The following is a 25,359-nucleotide window of genomic DNA, read 5'->3' as shown; positions in this document are numbered from 1 at the left end:
TTACTCTCCTGCCATCTCTACGTATAACGCGCCATCTTCAACAATCACTGGGAATGTCTGGATTGGATCTGTTGCTGGCAAGCATAGTGCTTGACCAGTTTTCAAACAGAAACGTGCAGAGTGCAGCGGACATTCAACTGTACCGTCGTCTTCCAGATAACCTTCAGACATCGATGCATTACCATGTGAACAGCGATCATTCATTGCGAAGAATTCACCGCCATTGTTGAATACTGCCAGCGCATCAATACCGTTTACGCCGCAGTCCACTTTCAATGCTTCGCCTTCGTCAAGCTCGTCAACTTGGCAAACAAAAATCTTATTCATTAGAAGAACACACTCAGGTTATGTGAGTTATAGGTAACTTGGTCAAGCGTGATCTTACGGTTGAAGATCTGGAAGCCTAAGCCGCCTTCAACTTTACGGATCTTGTCATGACGCTTACCACAGTAAATCGTAACGTCTTTCTCTTTTTGGGTACGGTACAGTAAATAAGTCACGTACACATCGTATTCGCCTTCTACTTCAGACGCTTCAACAATCACGTTAGACACCATGTGAGTCGTACGTGATGGAGGCTCTTCTGCCCAGGCCATACCGGTTTCAAGACGGGCAACACGACGTTCCAACAGATCTTTCGTATCGTTGAATACCCAAGTCGTCGGTGGTTCAACCGAACGACGACGGTCACGGGTTTGTGCGTTTGGTGTGGTACGTAGCGTATAAGAAATATCTTCAGCTAGCGTGTCTAACCACTCGCGGAATTTCCAGTCATCAAGAAGCTTGGCTTCTTGATACAGGAACTGACTGATCTGGTGATGAAGTTCTAAGCTGATTTGACTCATTTCATAAGCTCCTTCTCGTATTCGTCAGCCGCTTTTTCAACGTCTTCCCATTTTTCATGGATCAATAAATCTGCCCAGCGACGGTACATACCGCGTGCTGCAGTTTCAGAGAAAATGTAGTTGGTGATGCCCGGGATACCATCTTCACGTACTTTCTCGTTGCCTTTACCCATCTCAACGATCAATTTGTTTTGACGTGCTTTATAACCACGTAAAACTTTCTGAATCTCGATCCAGTTCTCAGAGTCATCTTGCTCCAGGAAGCCGGCAGGACCGAATGCACGCGTTGCAGAGCGTTCAAACGCTTCTTTCACTTCTTGAGACGCTTCAGCATCGGCAATACAGAATGCCCAAACTTCAGTTTTGTTTGGACCACGTGGGTGCCATACGCGAAGTGTTGCAGTACCGTTCAACCAAGACAGTGTCGGGAACATGGTGTTGTGACCTGCAAGACGTAGCGCACGTACTTCACCTAGACGCTCTTTTACTTCTTCATACGTTTCGCGGAAGTAGTTGGCCACTTCACCGTCAACCCAAACGTTTGCATCTGGTTTCTCTGTGAAGAAGAAGCCTGAACCGTGACCACGTGAACCGTATTGCAGTGCATCTTTTGCAGTTTCCCAAACTGGACGAGCCGTTTGAGCAGCACCTAATTTCTTGGTTGATTCGTCGTCTGGTTTCGCGCCAAGTACCTGAATCGCAGATGCGTGAGAGAACAGGGCGTGGTATTGGTCAGATGCAAACTGTTCAGCTGCAAATTTCCAGTTACACTCGATTTCCCACTTGTGTACACCACCGATGATTTCAGTACCACCTGGACGACGGTCTACAACGCCATCAAGATACCAAGCGATATCACCCATGTATTCTTCTAGATCTGGTGTGGTTTCATCCCAGCAGCCGAATACCAGGCCTTTGTAAGACTTCACACGGTTTACTTCAACCAGACCCCATTGCTCTTTACATGCACCATGCGGGTAAGCACGATCTTCAAGCGGGATGTCTTTTAAAGAACCGTCAATACCGTAAGACCAGCCGTGGTATGGGCAAGTGAACGCACGGGTATTACCACAGTCTGCGAAGCTTACGCGCATAGAACGGTGACGGCATTGGTTTAAGAATGCTTTGATCGAGCCATCTTTTTGACGTGCCACAATGATCGGATCTTCACCCATATAGGTGTTGAAGAAGTCGCCCGCCTTAGGAATTTGGCTTTCATGGCAAAGGAATAACCAAGTACGACCAAATACACGTTCAAGTTCTAGCTCGTAGATATCTGGATCAGTATAGATAGATGGCGTAATACGTCCATTTTGTGCATCGACTAAAGCGTCGATTTCGCGCACATCAATTTTTCCACTCATTGAAAGCTCTCCTGTGACCGACACAACGGCACAAAATAAATAGACTCAACTTTGCATGGATAATGATTTTTTAGCGGGGTTTAGTGAAATATTTTTTTTGTTTTAATTAAGATATTTTATCAATTACTTATCGCTTATTTCTCTTTATTAAAGCATTAATAAAATTTGAAAGCCTATTTATTTCCTAAATGGCAGAATAATCTTCACCTAATAGTTGATTATAGACTATACTCTTAAGACATGATAGTTAGACATTTTTTGAATTAATCTTTTGGAATGGGTTTATGGAATTACGTCACCTTCGCTATTTCATTACCGTGGCTGAAGAACTGAACTTCAGTAAGGCTGCCTTGAAGCTCTACACAGCCCAGCCTTCTTTAAGTCAACAGATTAAAGACCTCGAAGAAGACGTTGGCGTAAAACTGTTACACCGGACCAAACGTAAGGTCGAACTGACAGAAGAAGGCGCAGTGTTTCTGGAACAGGCGCGCTTGACCCTGGCGCAGGCCGACAAAGCCGTGGCTATGGCGCGTCAGGTGTCCCAGGCCAAACAGCAGATGCTACGCATTGGCTTTGTACCGGTCGCGGAAATGAAGATTTTCCCGTATGTGTTGCCGAATCTGCGCGTACAGAACCCCGATCTGAAAATTGAATTGCTCAGTATGAACAACAATGATCAGATGAAAGCCATTAAAAAAGGTGAACTGGACATCACCTTTACCCGTCACAACTTTAACAGTGATGAAATTGAAAGCCAGTTCGTGCTGCGCGAACCGCTGATTTTCATTTTGCCAAAAGACCATCCGCTGGCCAAATACGAACGTATTCCGGTCAAAGCTCTTAATGGCATTGATTTTATTATTCCGGCCGCAGAGCAGTCGCAGAATCTGCACGACATGATTCTAAACTTTGCCAAGACCAATGGCATTGAATTTAACATTGTGCAAAAAGCCGACAACATCCTGTTCAATATCAACTCGATTGGCATGGGCTTGGGTTGTACCATTTTGCCGGGCTACATTGCCCCGCTGACCATGAACAACACCATCATCCGTCCGCTGGATATCGAACTGCCTTATCTGGACCTGTATGTCAGTTACCGCAAAAACAGCAACTCGCCATCGGTCGACAAGTTTATGGAACTGCTGACCCGGGTGTTTTACCTGGATATTAACCGCGATTAAGCCACGCTTTGGCTGACTGCCTGTAAGCATCATTATTTCGAGACTAAATAATGGTGCTTTTTTTATGGCTAATTTGCTGGCTTTTTAATCAGATTAGACTTAAGTCGCAGGCTTTTTTGCACCATTTTTTATCATTTTTGCACTTTTACGACTTTTTCTCTGCTAGCCGCGCAGATTTATTTTCAGCCGTAAACTACAACTTAAGTCTAATAAGCTAGACCACAGTGAAGTGCCGCTATGTTCTGCCCCTGAAGCAGGATGCTAGGCATGCTTTTATCTGTCATGGGCCAGATCAAAGGAATAAGAATGATAAAAACACCGTTTAGCCATATTAAAACCGGGATGCAGTCTCATCCTTATTTTTTATCAGTTTTCTGATCACCACGGTGCTGTACGGTATTTTTCAGTGCTTGAGCCCGTGGACCTGGTCGACCTGCCTGCTCATCAGCTGGAATATTGCCGTGTCCGGCTATCTGCTCTTTACCCTGCTGAATTTCTGGCACAGTGATCATCAGCATATTCTGCAACGCGCCCAGCAGCAGGATGCCAGTAAATGGCTGATTCTGTTACTGCTGTTTCTAACCCTGGTGATGTGTTTTATTGCGATTATTGTCGAGATCAACTTATTTGCCCAAACCGACTTTGCACGCATGGGGCATTTTCTGCTGGCGATTACCACTATTTTATGTGCCTGGCTGTTTATGCATACCATTTTTGCGATTCACTATGCGCATGACTATTATCTGGCGCTGCAACAGCATCAGGCAGGTGGTCTGGAGTTTCCGAAAACCCCTTATCCGACCTATCCGGATTTTCTCTATTTTAGTTATGTGATTGGCACGTCGGCACAAACCGCCGATGTCACCATCAGCTCACGCGCGATGCGTATCCTGAATACGCTGCATATTGTGCTGGCCTATATGTTTAACACCACCATTCTGGCGATTTGTATTAATCTGGTGGCCAGCTTTATTCAACACTAAACCGGTTGAACCAGAAATTCCGCCCATAAAAAAAGGATGGCCTGTCACCATCCTTTTTTCGCTTTTATCACCGACTTATTTTACGCCGTGCGCCGCCAGGTAGTTTTTAATAACTGTGTTGAACTCATCGGCTTTTTCAACTTGTGACCAGTGCCCACACTGGCTGAAGATGTGTGCATCTGCATTTGGCACCACATTCAGAATGTCCCAGGTACGGGATACTGGAATCACCACGTCTTGAGTACCATGAATCAGAAGTACAGGTACGGTGATGTCTTTCATTTTTTCGAAGTCTAACGGGAATTCGAAACGGTCACGGTCACGCGCACCCACCACGTCCATTAAACGGTCAGATGCATAGTCATTTGCAGCCGAGTCAAAACGGACTTTCACCAGTTCGTCTGTAATCAGGTCTTTGTTCACCACGAACATAGACAGTGTCTTACGGATCCCTTCTTCAGTCAGTACTGGGTTCGCGTGCGCTTTCAGTGCCGCAGTTTGCTTGGCACCACCGGTACCCATAGACACGATACCCAGAACGCGCTCTGGATAATCCAGTGCCAATTGAAATGCCAACCAGCCACCTAAAGAGTTACCCACCAACCAGGTTTTCTCGATACCTAAAGCATCTAAGGTACGGATTGCGTGATCAACCCAGGCACGGATCCCATATTGGGTACCCGGTGCAACAACGGTTTGACCATAACCAATGGTATCAATCGCGATACAACGTGCCTGTTCACCAATTTGTGGCAGGTTTAACCACCAGTTGGCTGCTGCAGATACACCCGTACCTGAACCGTGCAAGAACAGAATTGGCGTACCTTCACCAATTTCATGGTAGTGGGTGAGTTCGCCTTCTGCGGTTTCAATCCATTTGTCTTCTAAGCCAAAGAATGAATCTGTTGTATAGTCAGGGATTTGGACAGTGCTCATACTTACTCCTCATACAGTCTTTAGCTTGCGTTTCCCTCAATCTTGGAAGGTCTGGACGTCAAGTGACTCGTTGAACATGCGTTTTCTATAGGCTTATATTAACCGCTCCTGCGCTTTCAACTGATACAAAATTACGATTTTAAACTACAAAAAAACGATTATTTAAGTCATTGTTTTTAAATATTTTAGTTATTTTTAAATCCTTATTTTTATTAGGACTTTCATCTGTTTTTACATAAAAAAGAGCAGCTGGAGGTGCAGCTGCTCTTTGAGCTTGACCAATTAGAATGTATAGGTATAGGTCGTCGCGATACGGTGTTCTTCTAGATCGTTACCACCTGAGATATTGTCATAGTTGGTATCAATAAACATGTAGTTGAAACCTAAACCTTTTAGCTTACCTTCTGGTACCACATAGTTCACAATCAGGTTGTTTTCATTTTCTTTGCCACGCGGTTCGCCTGCACCATTATCGACATCCCAACCACGGAAATGACGTGCAGTTGCGGTTAAACCTGGTACACCCACATCAGCAAAGTTATAGGTATAACCCAAGCTCCATGATTTTTCATCTTTACGGATAAAGCTTGCCACCGACCAGTTGTCTAGATAAGGCTGTGGTACCCAACCACCCAATGTCGGGAACATTGGCGCTTTGTTACCATGCTCTCCAAACATTTGCTGGTAGCCTAATTGTACTGTGTGCATACCATGGTTGATTTTTGCACCTGCAGACACGGCCTGGCTGTCAATCTTGCCATACAGCTGGTCACCTGACTCGCTATTGTCAAAATAACGTACATGAGTGTCTAACTTGGTGTTTTCAGCCAAGGTGGTTTTATAGTTTACAGCGGCATAATGCTGTTGGTAGATGTTGGTGACATCTGCATACCAGTAACTACCCCCCACTTTTGGGGTGAATTGATGATCAATCCCGGCAATATACATACCGTCATCTGTACTGACTGCTGTCGCAAAGTTGTTTTGCGGAAATAAGCTCAGGTCATGATATTGATTTTCATAACGTGCATTAATGCCATCAATATAAGCCAGAGTTAACTTGGTATCTTTCAGGTCCTTAGACTCTAACCAGGCACCACTATAAGTAGTCAGTAATTGGCGAGATGGATCAAAGAATACCACTGGTGACATTGGTAATAGATCACCAACCTTCAACTCAGTTTCAGATACCTTAACTTTTAAGGTTGCACCAACTTTACCAAAATGATCTTTAGATTCTTTGCCATCGTGAGGTAACACCCAATCCGGATTTTGATCACGGCCGTTGAGTTTAACTGCATGTTGAACCAGTACATCTGCTCCAATTTGCACGCCACCACCAATATCATGATAACCAGACTTGGCATCCAAAGTTACCGCCTGTGACCATGAACCAAAGTTCAATTCTGGTTTATCTTGATACTGACGATCTAAATAGAAATTTTTAAATTTAAGTTGAACATTGCTGTCATCAATAAAATCTGCATATGTAGCAGAAGTTCCTAAAGTTGCTGTCGCAGCAAGCATTGCTATCCATAATTTTTGACGACGCATGGTAAATTTTCCCATTCAGCAGATAAAAACAATGCCGTCATCATGCGTAAGCATAATCAAATAGAAAATCCGACCACAGTATTAAACATTTATCGTTTTGGGCATTTTTTTGATTTCACAGCGCTTTTTTTATTTTTTTAAGATATTTCAGCAATCATTTCCCTGCTAAATACTCTCCACCCTAAAAATATAAACATCTGTTATTCATATTATTTTTCACTGTATTTTTTATTTATTCTGAGTTTTTAAGCTTTATTTATTGGTTTTAACATTAACACTTTAACTAATAGCTTTTAACTATCAGTATTATTTATAAAAAATTTAATATTTAAAACAATTCAGCTTTTCCCCGAATTTAAACCCCTTAGCTTTCTATTCCCTCTTTTCCATCCTTTTAAAATAAATCCCGGCTGATCATTTAACAGATTTTTTATATAAAAATAAGATGCATCTTAAATGTATTGAGCTGTGCGCTTTTAAATCCGGATTTATTTTAAAGTGATCGTGAGTCAATCAATCACACCAATAAAAAAGCACCCCAAATATATTTGGAGTGCTTTGTTTAAGCCAGTTTTAAAATTAAAACTTAAGCTTGCATTTCACGTGCTTTAGACATGGTCAACGCCAAGTCTTCAATCATGTCTTCCTGACCACCGACTGTACCACGGCGACCCAGTTCCATCAGGATTTCACGCGCAGACACGCCATATTTCGCTTCAGCGCGTTTTGCAAACAACAGGAATGAAGAGTAAACACCCGCATAACCTAAAGTTGCCGCATCACGGTCTGCACGAATTGGGTTGTGCATCATTGGAATCACAAGGTCTTCAGCAACGTCTTGTACTTTGAACAGGTCAACGCCTGTATCCATACCCATACGGTTCGCTACAGCAATGAACAATTCAAGTGGTGTGTTACCCGCACCCGCACCAAGACCTGCAGAGGCCAAGTCCACACGTACTGCACCTGCTTCAACCGCAGCAACCGTATTTGATACACCCATACCTAAGTTGTGGTGACCGTGGAAACCGAGTTCGATGCTTGGGTCAAGGTGTTGACGCAAGTGACCCACGCGGTCTTTCACGTCTTGAGGAAGCATGTAACCTGCTGAGTCTGTGACATAAATACAGTTTGCACCGTAAGACACCATCTTCTGCGCTTCTTCTAAAAGACGCTCAGGAGAAGCCATGTGAGCCAGCATTAAGAAGCCCACAGTGTCCATGTCGAGTTTACGAGCAGCAGTGATGTGCTGTTCAGAACAGTCCGCTTCTGTACAGTGTGTTGCAACACGAATCGTTGATACACCAATTTCATGCGCCATTTTCAAATGATCAACTGTACCGATACCAGGAAGAAGCAGTGCAGACACTTTCGCATTCTTCATACGTGGCACAACAGCAGACAGGTATTCTTCGTCAGTAGCAGCAGCAAAACCGTAGTTGACTGATGAACCACCAAGACCGTCACCGTGGGTCACTTCAATTAAAGGTACGCCTGCATCATCTAATGCTGTTGAAATGGCAATCATTTGCTCAACAGTGGTTTGATGGCGCTGCGGGTGCATACCATCACGTAAAGTCATATCATGAACAATAATCTTAGACATGAGGTTGCTCCTTAAGCTTCAGCAGTGTTGAAAACGTGTTCAGCAAACATTTCTGCAGTACGTGCAGCAGCCGCTGTCATAATATCCAGGTTACCTGCATATTTCGGCAAGAAGTCACCTAAACCTTCGACTTCTAAGAAGATCGAAACACGGTTACCGTCAAAAATAGGACCGTTTACCAGTTTGTAACCTGGTACATATTTTTGCACTTCTTTAATCATCGCATGTACAGATTCAGTGATCGCAGCTTGATCTGGCTCACCTTCAACTAAACAATGTACTGTGTCACGCATCATCAGTGGTGGCTCAGCTGGGTTAATGATGATGATCGCTTTACCTTGTTTCGCACCACCAACTTTCTCAATTGCACCTGCAGTAGTACGGGTAAATTCATCAATGTTTTTACGCGTACCTGGACCAACTGATTTCGTCGATACCGTTGCAATGATTTCGCCATATTCAACCGGTTGAACGCGAGAAACCGCAGCAACCATTGGAATGGTTGCCTGACCGCCACACGTTACCATGTTGACGTTTGGCACTTCACCAGCCGCAAGCAATGCTTCCAGGTTGACAGGTGGTACGCAGAATGGACCAATTGCAGCCGGTGTTAAGTCAATCATTAACACGCCAAGTTCATTGAGCTTGCGGCTGTTTTCTGCGTGTACGTATGCAGACGTTGCATCGAATGCAATTTTGATGTCATCTTCGATTACGTGAGGAAGAAGACCATCTACACCTTCAGCCGTGGTTTTTAAACCCATTTTCGCCGCACGCGCTAGACCTTCAGATGTAGGATCAATACCCACCATCCATACTGGCTCTAACCATTCGCTACGTTGTAATTTGTAAAGCAAATCAGTACCGATGTTACCTGGACCGATCATTGCACATTTAATCTTTTTCATGAATGTACTCTCTTAAAATTCTGATCAGGTTGGGGCTTATTCAGCAGCGAATGCCGCTGTAACTGAACCAAAGCCTTCAATTTCAACTTTGAATTCATCGCCTGGTTGCGCCACAACCATTGGCCCTAATGCACCTGTTAAGATGATGTCGCCTTTTAACAATGGACGACCACGGCGTACCATTTCATCTGCCAGCCAGACTGCAGCATTCAATGGGTTGGCTAAACAGGCTTTACCCACACCTTGAGAAACCACTTCTTCACCGCGGGTCATGACCATCTTACAGTTCACAAGATCCAGGTTGTCGAGTTTTACTGGACGTGAACCTAAAACAAATGCCGCTGAAGATGCGTTGTCTGCCACAGTGTCAATCAGGCTGATTTTCCAGTTTTCGATACGGCTATCCACCACTTCTACTGCTGGCAGTGCGTAGTCAGTTGCACTGATAATGTCAGCATAGGTGTGTTTTTCTTTGGTCAAATCTTCTTTAATGACCAGTGCAATTTCTGCTTCAACTTTCGGTTGAATCAGCAAGCCCGCAGGAATGGCTTCACCATCACCATAGGCCATATCTGCAAACAACATACCGAAATCTGGCTGATCAACACCCAGTTGTGCCTGAACTACCTTCGAGGTCAAACCAATTTTGCGACCTACTAAACGGCGGCCTTCTTTCAACGCGCGTTCGGTATTTACTTCTTGAACTGCGTACGCGATATCTACATCAGCAGATTCACCGCCTAATTGTGGGCGAATCGGTGCAATCGCAGTTTGTGATAATTCAGCATCTCTTAACGCTTGAGCAACTGATGCAACAACAGCAGAATTCGACATCAATGTTTCCTTAAACTGCAAAAATTGGGCTTATGCTGTTGACTAGATTTTCCGGCATGCAGCTGAACATCGGCCGATATAGGGGGGACTGATCAGAGCGGCAACAGGCTGTTGCTGCCGATCTCTAGCAAACGCGCATAGATATAAACTGATTTAGAATCGGAAAAATGGACTTTTTATGCCAATACTTATTTTATTTTTTACAATAGCTAGAACCTATAACACAGCCACAACTCAACCGACACGAAGCCCCTGATAGCTATAGATTTCCGAGTATTTCTATCCACTTTTTAAGAAAATCTGGATGAGAAGTTTCAGCGCTTAAGGCTTCGGTATTAGACGATTTTATCAGCAGCTTTTAGAGGCAATAAGGCTGCACAGTGTTTATACAGCCTCTAGAACAGAAAAAGAAAGACGAAACTTTGCAATCACGCAACATGCCCAGGCAGAGATCAATATAAGAAGGAAGAAAATAAGCTCTTGAATAAAAGAAGAAGCGGCAAGAGGTTCACTTCTTCTGAAAAGATGCTCTCCCACCTAGATGGCCTGTTTCATTTGTACCTGCTGTAACAGGAACTGATGCAGGCTGCTGACATCCCCGGCAATTTTTAGCGGTTGAAACAGCTGTAACACTTCGACCGTATGTACCCCATAGCTGACACCCACACGCGGCATGGCAATAGCCTGCGCCATTTCCAGATCATAAGAGGTATCGCCGACCATAATTGCCTGCTCAGGGCGCACCCCGGTTTCTGCCAGAATTTCTTCTAACATTAAGGGATGCGGTTTAGAGCGGGTTTCACTGGCGGCACGGGTCGCAGCAAACAGATTCATACTTTGAGTCTGCTGCAATACACGATCTAGGCCTTTACGACTTTTACCGGTAGCCACCGCGAGTTTTACCCCGGCATTCTGTAAATCATCCAGCATCGCCGCCACACCATCAAACCAGACATCGGTTTTGGAGTTGGCTACATAGTGCTCGGAATAGCACTGTAAAATCTCGCCATGCAATTCCGGCACCATCGGGAACAAACGCTGCGCCACTTCAGGCAGGCCCAAACCGATAATGCTTTTGGCTGCTTCATCGGTTAAGGGTTGCTGAAACTGCTGTGCAGCGAACTGTAAACTCGCCACAATTTGACCGACTGAATCAAACAAGGTGCCATCCCAGTCGAAAATGATGAGTTCTACAGCTGTGTTCATATATGGTTTCCTCGATTTGATTCAGTTTAAATCCACCCCGACCCTCCTTTAAAAAAGAGGGAGAGCTTCATTAGAAAATAACTTTTATTGCAAGATCACAACAGATATTAATTACCCAACGGCGACATCCATGTCGCCTTTCGCACATTTCGGATGCAGATATCATTTACTATCGCAACGCTCCCTCTCCTTTCTTAAAGGAGAGGGTTAGGGAGAGGATTTTTCCGAAATTTAATCTCCCCCTTTCGGAACAATGTTCCTCATCTTTAATTTTAATAAAGAGGGAAATTTCCCACTTAAATAAAGCAAGACGAACGAGAATTAAAAAGCCAAAGATTACTCATCATCTTCTGCAAGCGTTACCACCTTATCCGCCTTCTGCACTCTTAACTGCGCCACCAGACTCTGCATATCTTCAGGCAATGGTGCTTCAATGGTTGGATAACCCGGAATCTCCAGACGCATGGCGTGCAAGCATAAACGGCGTGGTTTAGGCCCGCGATATTCGGTTTCATGACCGTATTTTTCATCGCCCACCAGCGGATGGCCAATACTCAGACCATGCACACGAATCTGATGGGTACGTCCAGACAGCGGCGATGCATAGACCAGTGTGGCATGCATAAAGCGCTCTTGCACATTCCACTGGGTTTTCGATTCTTTACCTTCTTTAGACACACGCACGCGACGTTCGCCATTGGCCAGCTCATAACGATGTAAAGGTGCATCAATCAGCTGTTTGTCCAGCGTCACCTGTCCTTTCACCACCGCAGCATAGGTTTTACGGATTTTGTGTTCGCGCAGCATGTCCTGCAAGGTTTTTAATACGCTGCGTTTTTTCGAAATCATCACCAGACCCGAAGTATCGCGGTCAATGCGGTGAATCAGCTCCAGATATTTTTTCCCGGTGGCGGCGCGCAAGCCTTCAATCAGGCCATAGGCCACACCACTGCCCCCATGCACGGCAATGCCCGATGGCTTGTTCACCACCATCAGCCCTTCATCTTCATAGATGACCCGGTTCAGCAAGCCTTGAGCAACTTTGTCCGACACTGGCGCCGGGGTATCATCTTTCTGTTCAAAACGGATTGGAGCAACCCGGATCTGATCGCCAATATTCAGCTTGGTTTCGGCTTTGACCCGTTTTTTATTGACCCGCACCTGACCTTCACGAATCAGACGGTAAATCCGGCTTTTGGGCACGCCTTTTAAACGGCTAAACAAAAAGTTGTCAATCCGTTGCCCCGCTTGATGCTCATCGACTTCAAACCAAGTGACACTTTGCCATTGTTGGGTAGAATTCATACAGTTACGACGACCTAAAAAAATACTAAAATTGATTAAAAACTGATCACTTGGGCTATGCTTTACACAAGAAACATAAGCTTAGCCCATAGGCAGATGATGCAAGGTTTGATATAGTCAGCGCACGGAAACCATCGTAAGTGGGTAAAAGTTGGGTCATTTCGGTTTTTACTGAAGTTGATTATTCAATCAAACACTCCACTAAACACGTAAAGGTCCCAAAAGAATTATGCCGACGCCGAAGGCTTATTATATCGGCAAAACTGCAAACTGTTGCGTTTAATTGTACTTAAGGTACATAAATCAGTTTGCCTGAAAAAATATGTCGCCAACCTCAAGTTGGTTTTTAAACGTAAACTGATACACATCAGACTAGTCGTTCCCTGATGTCGCATTCAGGCTACAGCGTTGATACATTGGATCTGCACAAATTGTAAAGATACGACGATAATTCCGTATCAAGACACTCGACTAAAAGAAGGGATGATCTTTGAGCAATGTGACAGTGAAAGTTACTCACATCCAATGTACCGCTCGTCCGCCAGTGAAACGACCAGGTGACTTTAATCGTTTAAAGATTGAAGCCGTATTGACATCATCAATACGTGAATCATCCACCGAAACCCGATTATCAGGCCGGTAGAGAAACGTTCAGACCGCTGTATTTGAGATCTGAACCATGATCCGTGATGTTTGATGCTCGCTACGTATAGAGCGATGTTTTGCTGTGTATCACTATAAGGTGTTACACCCATGAAACGTATGTTGATTAATGCAACACATGCTGAAGAAATTCGCGTTGCACTTGTCACTGGTCAGCGTCTTTACGATTTTGATTTAGAAAATCGTACCCGTGAACAAAAAAAATCAAATATCTATAAAGGTCATGTGACTCGCGTAGAGCCATCTTTAGAAGCTGTATTTGTTGAGTATGGTGCCGGTCGTCAAGGTTTCCTGTCGATGCGCGAAATTGCCAACTCTTACTACAAGGCCGATCCTCGTCAAACTTCAAATATTCGCGAACTGATTACTGAAGGCACCGAACTGCTGGTTCAGGTAGAAAAAGAAGAGCGCGGCAACAAAGGTGCTGCCCTGTCGACCTTTATTTCACTGGCGGGCCGTTACCTAGTCCTGATGCCAAACAACCCGAAAGGGGGTGGTATCAGCCGTCAGATTTCCGGTTCAGTGCGTGAAGAACTGAAAGAAATGCTGGCCTCTTTAAACGTGCCACGCGGTATGAGCGTGATTGTACGTACTGCCGGTATTGGTCGTTCTCAAGAAGAATTACAACTTGATTTACAGCATCTGCTAGATCTGTGGGCGCAAATTCAAAGCACCTCAAGCTCTGGTCCATCGCCAATGCTGGTGCATCAGGAAGCCGGTGTCGTCACGCGTGCCATTCGTGACTACCTGCGTGATGATGTGGCTGAAATCCTGATTGACTCAGAACAGGCCTATAACGAAGCTTATAACTTCGTAAAAGCGGTGATGCCACGTCAGCTCGACAAGTTAAAAACCTATACCCTAAATGAACCACTGTTCGCGCATTTCGGTATCGAAAGCCAGATTCAAACCGCCTATGAACGCGAAGTCAAACTGCCTTCAGGTGGTTCAATCGTGATTGACCAAACCGAAGCATTGGTGTCAATCGACATTAACTCGGCAAAATCAACTCGTGGTCAGGACGTTGAAGATACCGCACTAAACACCAACCTAGAAGCTGCTGAAGAAATTGCACGCCAGTTACGTTTACGTGACATCGGTGGTCTGGTAGTAATCGACTTTATCGACATGACCAAAGACCGTAACCAGCGTATGGTGGAAGCCAAGCTGCGTGAAGCAACGCAAAGCGACCGCGCGCGTATCCAGTTTGGTCAATTGTCACGCTTTGGTTTAATGGAGATGAGCCGTCAGCGCTTACGTCCATCTTTAGAAGAAGCGACCGGTTATGTTTGCCCACGTTGTCATGGTACCGGCATGGTACGTGACTTACGTTCTCTCTCACTGTCGATTATGCGTAAAGTGGAAGAGATTGCGCTACGTGAGCGTCATGGTGAAGTTCAGGTTGAAGTACCGGTTGAAATTGCAGCATTCTTATTGAATGAAAAGCGTCACAGCCTGGTTTACCTTGAACAAACCTCAAATGTACGTGTAACGGTATTGCCGCACCCGCATTTAGAAACCCCACATTACGAAATCTCTTACAATCCGGAAGGCTTTGCCCCAACCAGCTATGAACGCACAGCAGCCACCCGCTTAAGCGAACAGGAACTGGGTTATGAAGCCTCTGAATGGCATTTAGAAGAAGAACAGCACGCTCAGCATGCAGCTGCGCCTGCAGCACCGCAAAAGGAACAGAAGCGTCCAGCCAAAGCTCAAGCCGCTGCGCCTGCACAAGTGGCCCCTGCTGCCGCTGCACCAAGTGCTAGCCCATGTGCATGGTTAGAAAACCTGTTTGTGCAAAAACAGGCCAACACGGTTGATCAGTCACGTAGCGCCAACAATGCGGCTGCAGCGATTGAGCAAATGGTCAATAATGGCGCAGTTAGCCGTGGCCAGTTCGGTCAGATTGCAGCTGCGGTGCCTGTGGCTGCACCAGCAGCAGCAACCAGCAATGCTTATCTTGCCCCATCAACTGTGGCCAAGCATGAGCGTGATCACGCTGAAAAACCGGCTGAACGTGAAGAAAAATCATCACGTCACAACAACAAAAAGCGCAGCAAGCACAAAGAGCCGCGCGAGCAAAACAGCCAGAATGACAACAGCCCAGCACAGCATCAGGTACACGAAGAAGTGGTGCAGCTGTCACGTCAGGAGCAACGTCAGGAAGCGCGTGAAAACAAACGCAACTCCCGCCGTCAGCACAACAACAATGAACAGACGCAAAACGAAGCGCAACAGCAAGATGCTGTGCCACGTCGTGACCGTCGTAACCAGCAACGTCCAGAGCGTCCAAATCGCCACCGCGATGCCAGCGTGCTGAATGACACGGCTGCACCGGCAGCAGCTACAGCAGCACCAGCCGCTGAAGCACAAGGCCTGAAAGTGGACCTGGTGGATGCACCACGTCAGGACGTGATGCCAACTGCTCTGGTGGTGAATGTTGATGCTGCACAAAGTGAAATTGTCGCGCTAAACCAGAACGCAGCCGCTGCACCTGCAGCAACTGCTGAACTTCCGGTTGCGACCAGCACTGAAGCAGTAGAAGAAGCACCAGTACCAAAAGAAGAAGTGGCACCTGCGGCAATTGTGGCTGAAGAGCACAAATCGCAACCGGTGAAACGCGCCAGCAACGATCCGCGTCAGCGTCGTCGCCAGCAACGTGAAGGTCGTGCGCAACAAAACCAGCCGCCAAAGCTGTCACCATCTCAGGTTCCAGCCTTGCAGCAGTACACGGTAGGCAGCCTGATCCGTCATGTGTATGGTGAAGATTGCTCGGTACTGATTGAGCAGTTTGGTTTAATCCCAACCTTTAACCGCGCCCTGCAAAAGTTCACTGAACAATATGCAGCCAGCCTGGTCGCTCAAGCACCTGCGGCAGAAAGCCAAAAGCAGCCTGTGACCCGTGATGTTGAAGTCAGCAAAGCTGAGCCAGAAGCAGAACCTGCTCCTGTGCTGGACCTGACTCCACCAGCGCCAGTCAAACGTGTGGCCAATGATCCGCGTGAGCGTCGTCGTTTAGCCAAACTTGCTGCCGAACAGGCGCTGGAACAGGCCAAACAGGCCCATGCCGACGAAGCAGAAAAAGCACCCGCTAACGATGCACCAGCAGAAACTGCGGCGGACGCTCAAGCAGCTGAAGCAACAGAAGCCACTGCTGCAAGCAGCACAGCAGCACCTGTAGAAGCGACTGCCGAGCCAGCAGCAACTGAAGCAGCACCAGCGGCTGAAACCACTGCGACTGAAACTGAAGCGGCGACTGAAGAAAGCGCTGCAGCCGAAGCACCGGCTAAAGAAACAGCGAAAGCTGAAGCAGCGCAACCAGTACAGGCTGAACTGCCAGTTGATGCAGCAGATGCCAGCGAAGCACCGGCAAATGCAGAAGCTGAAGCTCCAGAAGCCGCAGCAGACAAGGCCGAGAAAGAAAAACCGGCACGTCCGCGTCGTCCACGTGGCCGTCCACCAAAGAAAGCCAACACCTCAACTGAGTCATAATTTGCTTTTTTGCAGGTGAATAAAAAAATCCAGTCATTTCGGTGGCTGGATTTTTTTTGTTAATTTGTCAGATTAGGTTGATTACACTACAACGAAACGATTAAAACCTTAAAGTGCAATATTCATGCGCTAGAACTACAGATTGGATGTCGAGAATAAATAGGATTCATATGAGCCATACAACACAACATGATCTTATTGGTCTGGCCGATGTCGCCGCCAAAATTCCAAAGTTTATCGGCAAAGTCCCGAATCTTATTCAGGGTCTGAGTCAAGCCTATTTACGAACGCCATCCACCCCTGCCGGTCTGGGCATTGCCTTTGAAAAAGCGGTCAAACGTAATCCGCATGGTCTGGCTTTAATGTTTGAAGAGCAGCGCTTTAGCTACAAAGCCCTGAATGAATGGGCCAACCAGATTGCCCACTATTATCTGTCACAAGGCGCACGCAAAGGCGATGTGATTGCGGTAATGCTGGAAAACCGCCCGGAACTGATCGCGACTATCATCGGTCTGGCCAAAATTGGCGTCACCATTGCACTGGTAAACACCTCACAGGTCGGCAAGGTGCTGACCCATAGCATCAATCTGGTCAAACCGGTCGCGCTAATTGTTGGCGAAGAATGCCGTGCTGCGGTAGAGGAGATTCGTCAGGCGCTGGATTTGCCGGCAGATCGTCTGGACTGGTTTGCCGATCAGGAAACCCAGCGCGATGCGGGCAAAGCTCCGAAAGGCTTTAACAATCTGGCCGAAAAGATCGACCATTTTCCGAAATTCAATCCGCCGACCACGCATTCCGTCCAGGGCAAAGATGGCCTGTTTTATATCTATACCTCGGGAACCACCGGCCTGCCGAAAGCCGTGGTGTTCACCCATAGCCGCTGGACCCTGGCCTATGGCACCTACGGCCATGTACTGAATCTGAATCCAAAAGATGTCATGTATGTGACCCTGCCGCTGTATCATGCCACTGGTATTGTGGTGTGCTGGTGCGGCGTAATTGCCGGTAGCGCAACCCTGGCAATTCGACGTAAATATTCCACCTCCAGCTTCTGGAAAGATGTACAGAAATTTAATGCCTCTGCCATTGGTTATGTCGGCGAGCTGTGCCGCTACCTGATGGATGCACCACCATCCGCGCTGGATCAGGGCCATCGTGTTACCAAAATGATTGGGAACGGCATGCGCCCGAATATCTGGAACAAGTTTAAGCAACGCTTTGGCATTGAAGAAATTCTGGAGCTGTATGCCTCCAGTGAAGGCAATGTCGGCTTTAGCAACATCTTTAACTTTGACAATACCGTTGGTTTTTCTCCAACCCCTTATGCGATTGTGGCTTTCGATAAAGAAAAAAATGAACCGGTCCGGGATGCGCGCGGCTGGTGCCAGAAAGTCAAAAAAGGTGAAGTTGGTTTATTGATTGGCAAAATTACCCGCCGTTCGCCATTTGATGGCTATACTGATCCGGAAAAAAACAAGGCGGTGATTTTAAAAGGCGTTTTCCAGCGTGGCGATCAATACTTTAATACCGGTGATCTGGTACGAAATATCGGCTTCCGTCATGCCCAGTTTGTTGACCGCCTGGGTGATACCTTCCGCTGGAAAGGTGAGAATGTTTCCACCACCGAAGTGGAAAATATACTCTGTGATTATGAGAAAATTGCCGAAGCGGTGGTTTACGGCGTAGAAATTCCAGAAACCAATGGCCGTGCCGGAATGGCGGCCATTACCTTAAATACCGATGCAACACTGGATGAACATGACCTGCAGCAGATGGTGAGCCAGTTTAAACAGGCCCTGCCCGGCTATGCGGTTCCGGTATTTTTACGGATTCAGGCCCAGGTTGAAACCACCGGCACTTTTAAATATCAGAAAAACAAGCTCAAAGAACAGGCATTTAATCCGGCAGCTACCACGGATCGTTTGCTGGTGTTGCTGCCCGGTGCAGCGGCTTATACTGATCTAACCCCGGAAATTTTCGAGCAGATTCAAACCTATCAATACCGTTTCTAAGCCCAAAGTTGTCTATTTTTTGATTCCCTAGCATGAATTTGTTTCATTTATAATCAAACATAGACAACTTTTTTATTTTTTACTTGCGCTCAAACGAGATCTTGCTACAATACGCTCCATCAAATGATATGGGTCGTTAGCTCAGTTGGTAGAGCAGCGGACTTTTAATCCGTTGGTCCCGCGTTCGAGTCGCGGACGACCCACCACTCATTTGAAAGCCTAAGATGGGTCGTTAGCTCAGTTGGTAGAGCAGCGGACTTTTAATCCGTTGGTCCCGCGTTCGAGTCGCGGACGACCCACCATCTTTCCTTAGGAACTCTGCAAAAACTCCAGTTCTTGCATCTTAAAAAATAAGCAGCTTATTTTTTATTCCTCAGGGTCGTTAGCTCAGTTGGTAGAGCAGCGGACTTTTAATCCGTTGGTCCCGCGTTCGAGTCGCGGACGACCCACCATTTATCTTCCAAAATAAATATCTTCGCTTCCCTACTCTGCATTGCACATTTATATGCTGGGCTGCATCGTATCTGCGCTACAACCTCAATATTAATGTGGATGAAAGAACGCTCAATCTGCTTTTTTAATCGGCCGACTTTTCCAGATAATAAGCATGTGCCGGTAAAGGATTACGGGAAAAATACTGCTGATTTACCGTCGATACTGTGGCAATTTTTTCTAAATCCATGCGTAGATTCTGCGTGTCATCAATATCATAAAAAATTTCCACCCCATTACTGCGATGCACAATAATCTGGTGTGCGGTTTCATCATACATCCAGTAATCCAGATGATAGTTCATTTGTGCACCGGCCATGACCCGGCCAAGATAGACAATGGAACGATGTGCGGTGCCATCGGGCAATAAAGTCAGAATAAAATCGGCTGTACCGGTCTCACATTTGACATAGGCATCTTCACAGCTAATTTTTACCTGATACCGGCCGAAATAGGCCAAGGCCGCTTCCGGCACCACGGCTTTATCGGCATCTTTTGCAGATGGAAATACCGGTTGGCCAGCCACTTCACTCAGGCGTTTACTTGGCACATCTTCCGTCACCTGCAGGTCTGCCACGGGTGTAAACGGCTGTGCCTCCTCTCCTTCTTGACTGTTAAACGTCGGGTCACAAGCGGCCAAAGACAGGCAACAGATTCCCCATAACCATTTCGAACAATGCACAGCCAATATGGTGTCTCCCGGGTATCAATAAAAATAGCCACCGTATGCCTTTGCATCAGGTTGATGGGCACACAGCGAAGCTATTGAAATTACATGAATTTTCACCCAAATCTACAGTTTTTGTAGACCTGTTTCAAGATTTTAAAGCGCAATATTTATACCGTGTCATTTTATTTACATAAATTAACGATTTATAGCGCATTGACCCTTTAAAAACGGAAATAGGTCGCCATTTTTATTTTATGAGTTGTTGATTGACTCACCATTTTATTTTTTAAGGAGACCTCAATGGCCAATGTTGGTTTATACCGCTCTAACCGCTCAAACATGATTGCAGGTGTAATGGGTGGTATTGCTGAACGTTTTGGTTGGAATGCAAATTTACTCCGCATTATTTTTGTGTTGGTATCCATTATGAGTGCCGCCTTCCCGGGTATTCTGGTGTACTTGGTACTGTGGCTGGTGATGCCGAAAAAGAAAGCTGAAATTGAACACGTGAATGGCTATCGCAATCCGGTACGTACCATTCATGAAGATCAGAACAGTTACCGTTAATCTTCATTTTTCTTGCACAGTTTAAAGCTACGGTGGCCCCCTATTACCGTAGCTTCTTTTTTCTGGCTTTAACTTTCCGTAGTTTTGCTGCGTAGCCAGATCAGACGCTGGTTCATGGCGGCAATCATATCGGCGCGGCTAATAATCCCGACCAGCTGCTGCTGTTCCACCACTGGAATATAGTTAAACGAACGTTCCACAAAATACGGGACCAGATCGGCAATACTCTGATGTGGTTTTACCGTCACCACCTTGCGGTTCATAATGTGTTTGACCTGATGCTGCCATGACATCCGCACATCAGTAGCATGTTTAAACCACTCCACCACTTCATACAGTGCCAATGTACCGACCAGTTGCTGCTCGGCATTTACCACCGGCAAGCTCATTAAATTGACCTGCTTGAACTTGTCTAGCGCGAGCTGGATATCATCATCCTGCTGCAAGGTAATCACATCATGGGTCATGATATCTTCACAGCGCCATTCCTGCACGTTTTCATCCTGCATACGCGCATTGGCCTGATATTGCGCTTCCAGAATAATTTTCTGCAAGTCATATTCACTAATGTCCAGCAGCTCGGTCTGATGCTCCAGCACATGATGAATATCTTGCGGCTGAATGGTGACTTTCTGGGTCGGGGTCGGGTCTTGCGAACGCAGGTTCAGCTGGGCCTTGTGTGGATATTGCTTGCCAGTCAGTCGGTTAAACATCATTGCCACCAACAGCAATAACAGCGAATTTAACAGCACCGGATAAAAGATAAATAAATAGCCCAGTTCACTGACCGCCTCACCGCCCAATACTGCGGTAATCGCCACAGCACCACTCGGTGGATGCAGCGAATCGGTCGACATCATTAAAATAATAGATAAGGCCACCGCCACACTAAAGGCTTCGGTCAGATTCGGAATATACAGCGCACAAGTCACACCAATAATGCCGGCAATAGTATTGCCAATCACCATATTCCACGGCTGTGCCAGCGGATTGGCCGGCACCGCAAACAGCAATACTGACGACGCACCCATCGGCGCGATATACCAGGCATTAATATCGCCCAGAATCCATAAGCTGATCAGTGAAGATAAACTTAAGCCCAGCAAAGCACCCAATCCGCACAACAGACGTTCTTTCAGCGGCAGTAATTTGAAATTGGGTTTTAAGATTTCTAACCATTCAGATTGCGGATGAAACACGGGAATCCTTTGTGATTTTGGCGACGGCCGCCATTATAAAATGAAGCAGCTTATAAGATGTATTCATTCTATATCTTATAATTATGAATTTTTCTGTTGAGATGTATATCAGTATAGGCACACTGAATCATCCTCTTTTTAGAAAAAATTGATAAGCCCTTCATTTTAAAAACATCGTTTTTGCGTATACACCGTTCAGCGCAGATGATTGCGCTGTATACACCAGATGAAACCAATCTTTGAGAAAAATGACTGAAATGACAATGCTGGGTTTTCCCCGAATCCTACAGATCAAAATCCGTTTTTTGTGGATAGACAGATCAACCGAATGTCGGTTTCTCTACTGATTTTTCATGGCGATTTTTCGGTTAGGCTTCGCTTCCTGATCAAAGCGCCAGCATTGTATGGATAACCTTTGCTACCTCCCGCCAAAATCCTTATAATTGAGCACAATTTTTCTCTAATTTTAAGTGGATGACCATGAGTCGCGCCATATCGCATATTGATACTTTCCAAGGCTTAATTCTTGCCTTACAAAATTACTGGGCGGAGCAAGGCTGCGTCGTGTTGCAGCCTTACGACATGGAAATGGGTGCAGGAACATTCCACACTGCAACTTTCCTACGTGCATTAGGGCCTGAAACCTGGAATGCCGCTTATGTGCAACCTTCACGTCGTCCAAAAGATGGCCGTTATGGTGAAAACCCGAACCGTTTGCAACACTACTACCAGTTCCAGGTGGTATTAAAGCCAAACCCGGACAACATCCAGCAGCTGTATCTGGATTCTTTAAAAGCCATCGGGATTGATCCTTTGGTTCACGACATCCGTTTTGTCGAAGATAACTGGGAATCACCAACACTCGGTGCTTGGGGCTTAGGTTGGGAAGTTTGGCTGAATGGTATGGAAGTCACGCAATTCACTTATTTCCAGCAAGTCGGTGGTGTTGAATGTTATCCGGTCACGGGTGAAATCACTTACGGTTTAGAACGTCTGGCGATGTACCTGCAAGGTGTCGACTCAGTTTACGATTTGGTTTGGACCAAAGGTCAGTTCGGTACGGTGACCTATGGCGATGTATTCCATCAAAACGAAGTAGAACAATCGACCTATAACTTCGAATATGCGCCAGTCGACAAACTGTTTGAACTGTTCGACTTTTACGAAGCAGAAGCCTCTCGTTTGATGGAAGCGAAACTGCCACTTCCTGCCTATGAGCAAGTGGTGAAAGCATCACACAGCTTTAACCTGCTTGATGCGCGTGGTGCGATTTCTGTGACTGAGCGTCAGCGTTATATTTTACGTGTTCGTACATTGGCGCGTGCCATTGCACAAAGCTACGTGGCCGCACGTGCAGAGCTTGGTTTCCCAATGGCAGAACCGCATTTACGTGATGAAGTTCTGGCACAGTTAAAAGCACAGGTTGAGGCGGAAGCCGCGCAAGCAGAAAAATCAGCGGAGAGCAAATAATGTCTAAACATACTGTTTTATTTGAACTTGGCTGTGAAGAACTCCCACCAAAAAGCCTGAAAAAATTACGTGATGCGTTACAGGCTGAAACGGTTAAAGGCTTAAAAGATGCAGGTCTGGCTTTCGATTCAATTGAAGCTTATGCTGCACCACGTCGTTTGGCACTTAAAATTGTCAATGTAGATGGCGCGCAAGCCGACACTCAAAAACGTTTTGACGGCCCTGCAAAACAAGCAGCGTTTGATGCTGAAGGCAATCCAACCAAAGCTTTAGAAGGCTTTATGCGTGGTCAAGGCATTACGGTTGATCAAGTATCGACTTTCCAAGCAGGTAAAGTTGAAAAAGTGTGTTACTTAAAAGATGTCAAAGGTCAAAGCCTTGATGCGCTGTTACCGCAAATTTTACAAAATGCTTTGGACAACCTGCCAATTGCGAAACGCATGCGTTCTGCAGCCAGCCGTACTGAATTCGTTCGTCCGGTAAAATGGGTGGTGTTGCTGAAAGACAACGATGTGGTTGATGCAACCATTCAAGATCATAAAGCTAGTAACGTGACGTATGGTCACCGTTTCCATGCACCTGAAGCGATTACGCTGGCCAATGCAGATGCGTACTTAGATGCACTTCGTAGCGCTTATGTGGTTGCATCATTTGAAGAGCGTCAAGCGATTATTGATCAACAAGTGAAAGCACTTGCTGATGAAGTGAATGCCATTGCGATTGTGCCTGCGGATCTTCGTGACGAAGTCACTGCACTGGTTGAATGGCCTGTTGCACTACGTGCCAGCTTTGAAGAACGCTTCCTTGCTGTTCCTCAAGAAGCGCTTATTACGACCATGCAGGACAACCAAAAGTACTTCTGCCTGGTGAATAGCGATAATAAACTGCAACCGTACTTCATTACGGTGTCAAACATCGAGTCGAAAGATCCGTCACAAATTATTGAAGGTAACGAGAAAGTCGTTCGTCCACGTTTGTCGGATGCTGAATTCTTCTTCCTGCAAGACCAAAAACAACCGCTTGCTTCTCGTAAAGAGAAATTGGCAAACATGGTCTTCCAGGCAGAATTGGGTACGCTTTGGAACAAATCTGAACGTATTGCCAAACTTGCTGTTGCGCTTGCGCCAATTACAGGTGCAAATGCGGCTGACGCTGAAAAAGCTGCCCTGCTGGCAAAATGTGACTTAACCTCTGAGCTTGTGGGTGAATTCCCAGAACTTCAAGGCATCGCGGGAACTTACTATGCACGTCTTGAAGGCGAAAATGATGAAGTGGCTGAAGCACTTGGCGAGCAGTACTTGCCTAAATTTGCAGGTGATGTTTTACCGAAAACCAAAACAGGTACAACCATTGCGCTTGCAGACCGCTTAGATACGCTCACCGGTATTTTCGGTATTGGTCAGGCGCCGACAGGTTCGAAAGACCCGTTTGCACTGCGTCGTTCTGCGATTGGTATCTTACGTCTAGTGACTGAAAACGAGCTTGATGTATCGATCGAAGATCTGATCAAACTTGCTTTAGCTGCGTATGGCGATGTACTCAAAGATCACGACAAGACTTTAAACGATGCAGCTGCATTCTTAGAAGGTCGTTACCGTGCCAAATACGAAGACCAAGGCGTTGCTGTTGACGTGATTCAAGCGGTTCAAGCGTTGTCACCAAAATCACCACTTGATTTTGACAAACGTGTCAATGCGGTAAATCACTTCCGTGCATTGCCTGAAGCTGCTGCCCTTGCTGCTGCGAACAAACGTGTTGCCAATATTCTTGCCAAAGAAGCGGCACCAGCTGGCGAAGTGGTTGAAGCAAACTTGGTTGAAGATGCTGAAAAAGCATTGTTCGCTGAACTTGCGAAAATCACACCAATGGTTGAGCCATTATTTGCTGCTAAAGACTACACTGCTGCGCTCTCTGCACTTGCTGCACTTCGTGCGCCTGTTGATGCATTCTTTGACGGTGTAATGGTGATGGCTGACGATGCTGAATTAAAAACAAACCGTTTACGCTTGCTTGCTCAGCTTCGCGCCTTATTTACCAAAGTGGCGGATATTTCGGTGCTTCAACACTAA

18 protein-coding genes, 3 tRNA genes and 1 pseudogene are annotated in these 25,359 nt (G+C 46.1%); 10 read left to right on the top strand and 12 right to left on the bottom strand.

Features of this window, described 5'->3' with window-relative positions; genetic code table 11:
- Genes hcaC through hcaE form a run of 3 tightly spaced genes read right to left on the bottom strand, consistent with a single transcriptional unit; the run spans position 1 to position 2,209 of the window.
- Positions 1 to 327, bottom strand: coding sequence for a 3-phenylpropionate/cinnamic acid dioxygenase ferredoxin subunit (gene hcaC / locus ACVLR6_RS01995; protein WP_005181999.1), 327 nt, complete (start codon positions 325 to 327; stop codon positions 1 to 3).
- Positions 327 to 845, bottom strand: coding sequence for a 3-phenylpropionate/cinnamic acid dioxygenase subunit beta (hcaF, locus tag ACVLR6_RS01990; RefSeq protein ID WP_005181997.1), 519 nt, complete (start codon positions 843 to 845; stop codon positions 327 to 329). Before hcaF ends, hcaC begins: the two co-directional genes overlap by 1 nt.
- On the bottom strand, positions 842 to 2,209 hold the full coding sequence (gene hcaE, locus ACVLR6_RS01985; RefSeq protein ID WP_005181982.1) for a 3-phenylpropionate/cinnamic acid dioxygenase subunit alpha: 1,368 nt from the start codon (positions 2,207 to 2,209) through the stop codon (positions 842 to 844). The genes hcaF and hcaE overlap by 4 nt, the downstream gene beginning before the upstream one ends.
- A 284-nt stretch (positions 2,210 to 2,493) precedes the next feature.
- Between hcaE and hcaR the strand changes: the two genes are divergently transcribed.
- Both hcaR and ACVLR6_RS01975 read left to right on the top strand, forming a co-directional pair.
- A complete protein-coding gene (gene hcaR, locus ACVLR6_RS01980) occupies positions 2,494 to 3,393 on the top strand; it encodes a DNA-binding transcriptional regulator HcaR (protein ID WP_005181980.1) in 900 nt (299 codons plus the stop codon).
- A gap of 306 nt (positions 3,394 to 3,699) precedes the next feature.
- Positions 3,700 to 4,376: pseudogene (locus tag ACVLR6_RS01975) on the top strand (DUF1345 domain-containing protein).
- Between the two features lie 75 nt (positions 4,377 to 4,451).
- On the opposite strand, the gene ACVLR6_RS01970 reads toward ACVLR6_RS01975, so the two are convergent.
- From ACVLR6_RS01970 to ACVLR6_RS01940, 7 genes are all read right to left on the bottom strand, one after another.
- Entirely contained in the window at positions 4,452 to 5,312 is an 861-nt protein-coding gene (locus ACVLR6_RS01970; protein WP_005181976.1) for an alpha/beta fold hydrolase, read from the bottom strand.
- A gap of 282 nt (positions 5,313 to 5,594) precedes the next feature.
- Complete coding sequence (locus ACVLR6_RS01965) at positions 5,595 to 6,866, bottom strand: OprD family outer membrane porin (RefSeq protein ID WP_016659602.1); 1,272 nt, start codon at positions 6,864 to 6,866, stop codon at positions 5,595 to 5,597.
- Positions 6,867 to 7,452: 586 nt separating this feature from the next.
- On the bottom strand, positions 7,453 to 8,472 hold the full coding sequence (gene dmpG, locus ACVLR6_RS01960; protein WP_005181971.1) for a 4-hydroxy-2-oxovalerate aldolase: 1,020 nt from the start codon (positions 8,470 to 8,472) through the stop codon (positions 7,453 to 7,455).
- An 11-nt stretch (positions 8,473 to 8,483) separates the two neighbouring features.
- Entirely contained in the window at positions 8,484 to 9,380 is an 897-nt protein-coding gene (locus ACVLR6_RS01955) for an acetaldehyde dehydrogenase (acetylating) (protein ID WP_005181969.1), read from the bottom strand.
- Between the two features lie 36 nt (positions 9,381 to 9,416).
- The gene (locus ACVLR6_RS01950; protein WP_104470672.1) at positions 9,417 to 10,214 is read right to left on the bottom strand and encodes a 2-keto-4-pentenoate hydratase; all 798 of its coding nucleotides are present in this window, start codon (positions 10,212 to 10,214) and stop codon (positions 9,417 to 9,419) included.
- 537 nt (positions 10,215 to 10,751) lie between these two features.
- The gene (locus tag ACVLR6_RS01945) at positions 10,752 to 11,420 is read right to left on the bottom strand and encodes an HAD-IA family hydrolase (protein ID WP_016659605.1); all 669 of its coding nucleotides are present in this window, start codon (positions 11,418 to 11,420) and stop codon (positions 10,752 to 10,754) included.
- Positions 11,421 to 11,756: 336 nt separating this feature from the next.
- A complete protein-coding gene (locus tag ACVLR6_RS01940; protein WP_455995754.1) occupies positions 11,757 to 12,725 on the bottom strand; it encodes an RluA family pseudouridine synthase in 969 nt (322 codons plus the stop codon).
- 753 nt (positions 12,726 to 13,478) lie between these two features.
- Between ACVLR6_RS01940 and ACVLR6_RS01935 the strand changes: the two genes are divergently transcribed.
- The 5 genes from ACVLR6_RS01935 to ACVLR6_RS01915 all read left to right on the top strand — a co-directional run bounded on the left by ACVLR6_RS01935 (position 13,479) and on the right by ACVLR6_RS01915 (position 19,344).
- Positions 13,479 to 16,880, top strand: a complete 3,402-nt coding sequence (locus ACVLR6_RS01935; RefSeq protein ID WP_455995752.1) for an Rne/Rng family ribonuclease — start codon at positions 13,479 to 13,481, stop codon at positions 16,878 to 16,880.
- Between the two features lie 170 nt (positions 16,881 to 17,050).
- A complete protein-coding gene (locus ACVLR6_RS01930) occupies positions 17,051 to 18,892 on the top strand; it encodes a long-chain-acyl-CoA synthetase (protein ID WP_168384441.1) in 1,842 nt (613 codons plus the stop codon).
- 130 nt (positions 18,893 to 19,022) lie between these two features.
- Positions 19,023 to 19,098, top strand: a tRNA-Lys gene (locus ACVLR6_RS01925).
- A 20-nt stretch (positions 19,099 to 19,118) separates the two neighbouring features.
- Positions 19,119 to 19,194 (top strand) — tRNA-Lys (locus tag ACVLR6_RS01920).
- 74 nt (positions 19,195 to 19,268) lie between these two features.
- A tRNA-Lys gene (locus ACVLR6_RS01915) sits at positions 19,269 to 19,344 on the top strand.
- Between the two features lie 125 nt (positions 19,345 to 19,469).
- On the opposite strand, the gene ACVLR6_RS01910 is transcribed toward ACVLR6_RS01915, so the two are convergent.
- Positions 19,470 to 20,066: a hypothetical protein gene (locus ACVLR6_RS01910; protein ID WP_228721974.1), complete on the bottom strand. Its 597-nt coding sequence runs from the start codon at positions 20,064 to 20,066 to the stop codon at positions 19,470 to 19,472.
- Between the two features lie 288 nt (positions 20,067 to 20,354).
- On the opposite strand from ACVLR6_RS01910, the gene ACVLR6_RS01905 reads away from it, so the two are divergent.
- Positions 20,355 to 20,621, top strand: a complete 267-nt coding sequence (locus tag ACVLR6_RS01905; protein WP_005181954.1) for a PspC domain-containing protein — start codon at positions 20,355 to 20,357, stop codon at positions 20,619 to 20,621.
- A 68-nt stretch (positions 20,622 to 20,689) separates the two neighbouring features.
- Here ACVLR6_RS01905 and ACVLR6_RS01900 read toward each other — a convergent pair whose 3' ends face one another.
- Positions 20,690 to 21,820, bottom strand: coding sequence for an HPP family protein (locus ACVLR6_RS01900; protein ID WP_455995751.1), 1,131 nt, complete (start codon positions 21,818 to 21,820; stop codon positions 20,690 to 20,692).
- 480 nt (positions 21,821 to 22,300) lie between these two features.
- On the opposite strand from ACVLR6_RS01900, the gene glyQ reads away from it, so the two are divergent.
- Complete coding sequence (gene glyQ, locus ACVLR6_RS01895; protein ID WP_005181950.1) at positions 22,301 to 23,290, top strand: glycine--tRNA ligase subunit alpha; 990 nt, start codon at positions 22,301 to 22,303, stop codon at positions 23,288 to 23,290.
- On the top strand, positions 23,290 to 25,359 hold the full coding sequence (gene glyS, locus ACVLR6_RS01890; RefSeq protein ID WP_455995749.1) for a glycine--tRNA ligase subunit beta: 2,070 nt from the start codon (positions 23,290 to 23,292) through the stop codon (positions 25,357 to 25,359). Before glyQ ends, glyS begins: the two co-directional genes overlap by 1 nt.

The organism is Acinetobacter sp. T63, from assembly GCF_053852345.1.
The sequence above is the reverse complement of the archived record's forward strand: the minus strand, read 5'-3'. Positions and strand labels throughout refer to the sequence as shown.